The 6,755-nt window shown below is 48.4% G+C and carries 6 protein-coding genes; 4 read left to right on the top strand and 2 right to left on the bottom strand.

The features are described from left to right. Positions 1–126: 126 nt before the first annotated feature. Positions 127–780, bottom strand: a complete 654-nt coding sequence (locus ACOJTG_RS17460) for an ABC transporter ATP-binding protein (protein ID WP_094813472.1) — start codon at positions 778–780, stop codon at positions 127–129. Positions 781–1,072: 292 nt separating this feature from the next. On the opposite strand from ACOJTG_RS17460, the gene sucC reads away from it, so the two are divergent. Then, positions 1,073–2,272: an ADP-forming succinate--CoA ligase subunit beta gene (gene sucC, locus ACOJTG_RS17455; protein ID WP_094813474.1), complete on the top strand. Its 1,200-nt coding sequence runs from the start codon at positions 1,073–1,075 to the stop codon at positions 2,270–2,272. 274 nt (positions 2,273–2,546) lie between these two features. Here sucC and ACOJTG_RS17450 read toward each other — a convergent pair whose 3' ends face one another. After that, the gene (locus ACOJTG_RS17450) at positions 2,547–3,374 is read right to left on the bottom strand and encodes a M48 family metallopeptidase (protein ID WP_420154995.1); all 828 of its coding nucleotides are present in this window, start codon (positions 3,372–3,374) and stop codon (positions 2,547–2,549) included. Positions 3,375–3,565: 191 nt separating this feature from the next. On the opposite strand from ACOJTG_RS17450, the gene ACOJTG_RS17445 reads away from it, so the two are divergent. From ACOJTG_RS17445 to bcp, 3 genes are all read left to right on the top strand, one after another. Next, positions 3,566–4,177, top strand: coding sequence for a fumarylacetoacetate hydrolase family protein (locus ACOJTG_RS17445; RefSeq protein ID WP_420154994.1), 612 nt, complete (start codon positions 3,566–3,568; stop codon positions 4,175–4,177). A gap of 58 nt (positions 4,178–4,235) precedes the next feature. Further along, positions 4,236–6,077, top strand: coding sequence for a M23 family metallopeptidase (locus tag ACOJTG_RS17440; RefSeq protein WP_420154993.1), 1,842 nt, complete (start codon positions 4,236–4,238; stop codon positions 6,075–6,077). A gap of 145 nt (positions 6,078–6,222) precedes the next feature. Further along, entirely contained in the window at positions 6,223–6,678 is a 456-nt protein-coding gene (bcp, locus tag ACOJTG_RS17435) for a thioredoxin-dependent thiol peroxidase (protein WP_420154992.1), read from the top strand. The last annotated feature ends 77 nt before the right edge of the window (positions 6,679–6,755 follow it).

Here is a 6,755-nt window from a genome sequence, read left to right as displayed (position 1 = left end):
GCATTGCATACGGGGCTAATAACATGGAACCCCTCCGGGGTTTTGCCTACTAACAGCACACTTGTTTATACTAGTTTATACTAGAGAATAAGGTCTATAAAACTTTTCTCTGCAATCAGGTCTGGCTTATTCTGAAACAATCCTTCCGTCCAGCATTTCCAGCTTGCGATCGGCCATTTGGGCGAGTTCTTCGTTGTGCGTGACCAGTACGAAAGTCTGATTGAGTTCATCCCGTAACTGGAAGAACAATTCGTGCAGTTCCCGGGCATTGCGGGAATCCAGGTTGCCGGAAGGTTCATCCGCAAAAATCACGGCGGGCGAATTGATCAGGGCTCTGGCTACGGCCACCCGTTGCTGTTCGCCACCAGAAAGCTGACTGGGATAGTGTTTTTCCCGGTGGGAAAGGCCCAGTTTCCCCAATAACATTTGGGCTCGCTCTTCCGTTTGCTGCGTTTTACCGCCAATCCAGGCCGGAATACAGACATTTTCCAGGGCCGTAAATTCGGGTAACAGGTTATGAAACTGGAAGATAAAGCCAATGCGTCGGTTTCGGAACTCGGCCAGTGCTTTGTCTTTTAAACTACTAATTTCCTGTCCATCCAGAAAAATTTGACCGGAGTCGGGCCGGTCAAGCGTTCCTAATAAATGTAACAAGGTACTTTTACCAGCTCCCGAGGCTCCCACAATGGACACGATTTCACCGGGCTGGATTTGTAAGTCGATTCCTTTGAGTACGGGCAGGGCTCCGTATGATTTAACGAGTTGACGAGCTTCGAGCATGAATGTTGAATCCTAAACTTTTGTTGAACGGAGGGTCGGGGGCTTTTTGCCGTCCTTCTCTTTCCGCATTGCTATTCCGATGGGCCGAAATTCTTATCCCTTCCCAGAGCGAACAAGACCCTTATTACAATCTGTTTATCAAGGCCTTATCGCTCCTACCCCCTTCTACTCCATCGGTCTTAGCTATATTTTGTTGAGCAAAGTTCCTAAACTTTGTCAAACATAACTCAAAGACTTTATTGATTTCTCCCTAATTTTCGGGCCGTAAAGTGAAACCTCACTCAACTTCCTAATGAACATACACGAATACCAGGCGAAAGAGATCCTCAAACGATACGGAGTCCGTATTCAGGAGGGCATCGTCGCTGACACACCCGACAAAGCGGTAGAAGTAGCCCGCGAACTCAACATCAAAACGGGTACGAAATGGTTTGTGGTGAAGGCTCAGATTCATGCCGGAGGCCGTGGTAAAGGCGGTGGCGTAAAACTGGCTAAAAACTACGAAGAAGTCCGTGAGAAATCAGGACAGATTCTGGGCATGCAATTAGTCACGCACCAAACCGGTCCCGAAGGTAAGAAAGTACATAAGGTTCTGATTTCCGAAGACGTGTACTATCCCGGAGCTACGGAGCCCAAAGAATTCTATCTGGCTATCCTGTTAGATCGTGCCAAAGCCTGTAACGTCATCATGGCGTCTACGGAAGGTGGTATGGATATCGAAGAAGTAGCCGAACACTCACCCGAGAAAATCATCAAAGAATGGATCGATCCTAAAGTGGGTCTTCAGGGCTTCCAGGCTCGGAAAATCGCTTTCGCTTTAGGTCTTGAAGGCGATGCTTTCAAAGAGATGGTGAAATTCATTGGCTCTCTTTATAAAGCATACATCGATACGGATGCTTCTCAATTCGAGATCAACCCCGTATTGAAAACGTCCGATAACAAAATTCTGGCCGTTGATGCGAAAGTAAACCTCGACGACAACGCTCTGTATCGCCACACTGATCTGGCTGAAATGCGGGACGTTCGCGAAGAAGATCCTCTGGAAGTAGAAGCGGGTCATTACAACCTGAACTACGTGAAACTGGACGGCAACATTGGCTGTATGGTGAACGGTGCAGGTCTGGCCATGGCTACGATGGACTTAATCAAGCTTTCCGGTGGTGAGCCTGCCAACTTCCTTGACGTAGGGGGTGGAGCTAACGCCCAGACGGTAGAAGCAGGTTTCCGTATCATCCTGAAAGATCCGAACGTAAAAGCGATCTTGATCAACATCTTCGGTGGTATCGTTCGTTGCGACCGCGTAGCTACGGGTATCGTAGAAGCGTACAAAGCCATCGGTAATATCCCCGTCCCCATCGTCGTTCGTTTGCAAGGAACGAATGCCGAAGAAGGAGCGAAAATCATCGACGAATCAGGTCTGGAAGTACACTCAGCGGTACAGTTGAAAGACGCGGCTGATCGTCTGAAAGATGTATTAGCCACTGCATTCTAAGAAGTTTTCAGTTTACGGTTCTCTGTTTTCAGTGACTGAAAAACGTAGATTGTCGAACACAAAGAAGGCCGCTCGATGGAGCGGCCTTTTTGTTTTCAGTCTTCTGTTTACTGTTTTCAGTTGCCAATCTTTAGTTTTCAGAAGCCTGGAATTAAAAGGGAAAGGCCACTTCAGAGTGGCCTTTCCCTTTTTGCAACGTTCGTAGTTTCAGTTCTACCAAAATCACTTCATTTCAACAACTAAAAAACTACAAACCGACAATTGTAAACTAACCCTATCGACGGGCGTAGTACTTTTCAGCCTCTGGCAACAGCTTCTTCAAATCGTTAATCCGTTGTTGATCTGAGGGGTGCGAAGAAAGCAATACGGGAGGCTTCTGAGCGTTTTTGCTAGCCTCGGCCATACGTCCCCAGAAAGTCACTGCTTCTTTCGGATCATAACCCGCCATGGCCATAAAGATCAGTCCTAAATGGTCCGCTTCACTTTCGTGCTGACGACTGTACCGCAGAATAGCCAGGTTGGCTCCCAGCGGAGCAGCTACGTTAAATACCGTACTCCATACATTACGGGCCTGAGCGGGCTTATTGGCATTGGCTACACCTAAAGCCACCTGTCCACCCGTTAGCAAGCCCTGAGCTACGTACTGCTGACTGACGCGTTCGGACCCGTGCTTGGCAATGGCGTGCGAAATCTCGTGGCCCATCACCGTGGCTAGCCCCGCTTCCGTCTGAGCAACGGGAATCAAACCCGTATACACGACCACTTTACCACCGGGCATACACCAGGCATTTACCTGGTTATCCTGTACTAGGTTAAATTCCCAGTTATAGCCATCCAGGTACTCGGGGTGCTTGATTTCATTAAAATACTTGGTAGCCGCTGCGGCAATTCGCTCGCCTACCCGCTTCACCAGTTGTGTATTGGCGTTACTGTTGGAGATAACTTTGTTGGTATCCAAAAACTGCTTGTAGCTCACCAGAGCTTGCTGGTTCATTTCAGCGTCAGATACGAGTAATAATTGATTCCGGTTTGAGATAGGTACACGACTACACGCCCATATCGTTGTAGCCAGTACAATACCTAGGGCAAAGGTTCTTTTCATGATTGTGGAAATGCTAAATGAGGAAATGCGAAATGAATTGTAAAGTACTTGCTAGAAAATCCTGTACCGAACCCACAAAGTGCTCTGGGATCGCTTAGCTTTGCATACAGGTCGGTTCATCCTCCAAAAATGAGGAATAAAACCCACTTGATTGCTTTTTGATCAGTATTGTCTTCGAACATTCATCATTTATGCGGATTTTTTGCATCGGGCGAAATTATGCCGAACATATCGCCGAACTACAAAACGAGCGGCCCGCCGAGCCTGTTATATTCAGCAAGCCCGATTCTGCCATTTTAAGAGAAAATAACGCTTTCTACCTGCCTGACTTTACGCAGGATGTTCATCATGAACTGGAAATCGTATTGAAAATCAATAAGCTAGGCAAAAATATTCCGGTACAGTTTGCGGATAATTATTACGAAGAAATTGCTCTGGGTATTGATTTCACCGCCCGTGATGTACAGTCCAAGCTGAAAGCCAAGGGACTTCCCTGGGATATTGCCAAAGGTTTCGACAGTTCGGCCCCCATTTCCAAATTTGTGCCCAAAAGTCAGTTTTCGGAATTTCCCAAGCTCAACTTCAGTCTTACCATCAACGGCGAAACGCGTCAGGTGGGTGATACAACGATGATGTTGTGGTCATTCGGGGAAATTATTGCCTATTTATCGAAGTTCTTTACCTTAAAAATTGGTGATTTGATCTTTACGGGAACACCCGCGGGCGTGGGTCCCGTACACATCGGTGACCGACTGGTGGGTACACTGGAAGGTCAGGAATTACTGAATTTTGAAGTCAAATAATTCTACAGCCAACCTGAAACAACCCCGGGTTGGCTGATCCATTTCTTACGTATTCGTCTTGCTAGCTCGTATTCTCTCGTTGGCTTGGGTACTAGCCTTTTCCGCCGCCGCCCAGCAACCGTACCTCTTTCCTATTTTACCCGGACAAACCGCTCAACTGGCCGGTACCTTCGCCGAACTCCGTCCGCAGCATTTTCACGCGGGTATCGACATCAAGACCCAGCAACGCGAAGGGCTTTCAGTACAGAGCATTGACCGGGGGTACGTTTCCAAGATTATCGTTAGTCGTACGGGCTACGGCAATGCCGTTTTTGTTACGCATCCCTCCGGCGAAACCAGCGTCTACGCTCACCTGCAACAGTTCAATCCGCGGATTGCTCAGTACGTGTATCAACAGCAGGTAGCCCGCCATTCACCCGAAGTGGTACTGACGCCCGCTCCCACCACCCTTCCGCTGCAACGGGGTGAAGAACTGGGGCTTTCGGGTAACTCGGGCGGTTCCATGGGGCCACACCTGCACTTTGAAATCCGGAATGCTCAGGGTATTAATGTCGATCCCCTGAATTATTCCTTTGCCGAAGTACATGATAACATTCCCCCCGTACTGGAAGCTCTGGCCGTCCGTACCCTGGATGCGAATGCTCGGATTGAAGGACGTTTTGGCCGTATGGAGTATGGCTTTATCAAAGAAGAATCGTCGAAACCTTCCGTATCCCTGTATCGGTTGCGGGATACGCTGCGAATGGTGGGTGAAATGGGGCTGGAATTACTGGCGTACGATCAGAGCAATGGTTCGGCTTCTAAAAACGGACTAAGTTGCGTGGAAGTGCACGTGGATGGCCGCGAGCTGCATTTTCACCACCTGGCTCAGGTACCCGAAGCCTATACCGACGACATTAACATTCACACCGATTACGCCACGTATTTCGAAACGGGTCGGTTTTTCCAACGATGCTACAAAGCCGACGGCAATGACCGCGTACCGATTTATTCGCCCCGCGACGGATGTTTACGCGTCAATCCCGGAGCCGTTCATCAGGTGACGATTACTACTTGGGATCATTTTCAGAACAAATCGCAACTGCATTTTGTGGTGAAAGGCGACTCAAAAGAAGGCCGCTCCACTGATCCTTCCGTACGTTGGACGGTGGAAGAAAACTGGCTGGTCGTCAAAGGTGCTTTGGCCGATTCGCTACAGGTTTATCTGCCTGGAAAACTGCAAACGCTAAGTCCAGCGTACCCCGGCTGTTACCTCTGGGATTTACGTCAGGGTTTGCCCGATTCCCTTGATACGGGTTCGCAGCTGATCCGGTTTTCGTTCGTGGGTACAGCTTATCCCCAAAAACCGGGACGACTTAGCAGAGACCGACTGGAGCTGGAATGGAAATCGGAAAGTCTTTACGATACCTTGTTTTTGAATCTTCAGGAAAAGAATGAAAAGCTACTGATTGGTGATCCGACGGTGCCCCTGAAAGGTAAAGTCACGATTCATTACCAGCCCGAAAGTCCCATCTCCGAATACGAGAAAACGGCCCTGTACCGGGATGGTGAACGGCCTGAATTTGTGGGCGGACAGTGGAAAGACGGCCGTATCCACGCCGAAACGCTGTACCTGGGCACGTACCGACTAGCGACGGATACGCTGGCTCCTACCATCACGCCGGTGAGTATAAATACCCGCCAGCTTCGTTTTCGCATTAAAGACAATTTATCCGGGATTAAAACCTGGCAAACCCGGGTCGGTACGGAAACGGTCATTCTGGAATACGACGCCAAAAATGATTTGCTGTTTTCGAAAATAAGGGAAGAAAATCGTCCTTTTCAGGGTGAATTACGATTGGAAATAACGGACAATTCAGGAAACAAAGCTACTTTTGAACGACCGAACCTTAATCCATAAATCGGGAATGTCCATCGTTCGCAGGAATTATTTTCGGATAAGAAATGAAGAAATTTTTCCGGCCCCGACACGATTCCAGTCATACCCTTTTTAGTTTAGCAGGCATGGAAGTTACTGCTTTCCATTCCTAAAGACTTACGTATCTATGTCTCTTCAAACAGGCGATCAGGCTCCGGCCTTTGAAGCAGCCGACCAGAATGGTCAACTCGTGAAACTCAGTGATTTCGCCGGAAAGAAGGTAGTCCTGTATTTTTACCCCAAAGATGATACGCCAGGTTGCACGGCTCAGGCCTGTAACCTCCGTGACAACTACGAAAGTCTGTTACAGGCGGGTTATGTGATACTGGGCGTTAGCGTGGACGATGAGAAATCGCACCAGAAGTTCATTAAAAAATACGAGCTGCCCTTTCCTCTGCTGGCTGATACCGACCATAAAATCGTGGAAGCCTACGGCGTCTGGGTGGAAAAAAATATGTACGGCAAAACCTATATGGGTACGGCACGGACGACTTTCGTGGTTGATGAATCCGGGAACATTGCTCAGATCATCCGCAAAGTTGAGACCAAAGACCACACCAGTCAGATTTTGCAATCGGCGTAAGTTCGCGTCGATTCCTCACAGGTAATTTATCATTTAGTTATAGGGTTTGACTGGACTAAAGTACTCGTTTAAGCAGG

This window comes from Siphonobacter sp. (genome assembly GCF_048595215.1).
Taxonomy (GTDB): domain Bacteria; phylum Bacteroidota; class Bacteroidia; order Cytophagales; family Spirosomataceae; genus Siphonobacter.
Note: the sequence above shows the minus strand (reverse complement) of the source record. Positions and strands in the feature narration are given on the sequence as shown.

What these genes read in the sequence shown, in the direction of transcription:
- ACOJTG_RS17460 (WP_094813472.1), bottom strand. Translation starts at nt 780, where the DNA reads ATGCTCGAAGCTCGTCAACTCGTTAAATCATACGGAGCCCTGCCCGTA.
- sucC (WP_094813474.1), top strand. Translation starts at nt 1,073, where the DNA reads ATGAACATACACGAATACCAGGCGAAAGAGATCCTCAAACGATACGGA.
- ACOJTG_RS17450 (WP_420154995.1), bottom strand. Translation starts at nt 3,374, where the DNA reads ATGAAAAGAACCTTTGCCCTAGGTATTGTACTGGCTACAACGATATGG.
- ACOJTG_RS17445 (WP_420154994.1), top strand. Translation starts at nt 3,566, where the DNA reads ATGCGGATTTTTTGCATCGGGCGAAATTATGCCGAACATATCGCCGAA.
- bcp (WP_420154992.1), top strand. Translation starts at nt 6,223, where the DNA reads ATGTCTCTTCAAACAGGCGATCAGGCTCCGGCCTTTGAAGCAGCCGAC.